This window comes from Vibrio sp. 1727 (genome assembly GCF_033344415.1).
GTDB classification, from domain to species: Bacteria; Pseudomonadota; Gammaproteobacteria; order Enterobacterales; family Vibrionaceae; genus Vibrio; species Vibrio alginolyticus.
The window spans coordinates 1-674 of record NZ_JAWPOT010000306.1; the positions used below are offsets into that span (position 1 = coordinate 1).

Consider the following 674-nt stretch of genomic DNA (forward strand, 5'->3'; position numbering starts at 1 on the left):
TCATAGAACCCTAATATTTCGAGCCCACCTTTAACCTCAATAACTTTATTATCCTTCGTAATACCTAATGTCTCAGATAACTCATTAGAAGCTGCGTTTAACCATTGTGGAAATAAACTATTTTCCGTTAGCTTGAACAGAGATCTAACAAATTCTTTTTCAACACCAGTTAAATCTATGGGAGAAAAAAACTCTTTAGGACTCAAAACTTCATGAGAAATATGGCTATCGCCAAATTTAAATATAAGTATATTACCCGTATGAAGTATTGTTTTTGATAAGGGGACATCGAGCACAACGTTTTGAGATAGATGTAACTCTTGATTTTGTGCAAAGCATTGAAACGAGAGTACTAAGGCTAACAGTTTTATAAACTTCATTTTATACACGACTCAGATTTGATTTTATCCAAATCTTCATATGGTAATCTTTTAATGTCTATAAACGTAGAAACTGTTTCTTCGAAATGCGACTAGCCTAATAAATCTCTGCAATTGTTAAATATGTAAGCTAAAATTACTTTTCAATATGAGTTGATTATCAACCTTAAGTCTATTTTCAATATTAAAGCACGTAGTATCCAACCAACTTGTAACTCGATCATATATTGTTAATTCATCTTGCAAGCCATTGATTTATTAATAACAATTATTTTTTAGAGCGCACAGTCAATG

At 31.2% G+C, this 674-nt stretch carries 1 protein-coding gene; it reads right to left on the bottom strand.

Annotated features, from left to right (window positions below):
• Window positions 1-380: hypothetical protein (locus tag R8O10_RS25400; RefSeq protein ID WP_318191982.1), on the bottom strand; the 380-nt coding region annotated here is incomplete at its 3' end.
• Window positions 381-674 lie beyond the last annotated feature (294 nt).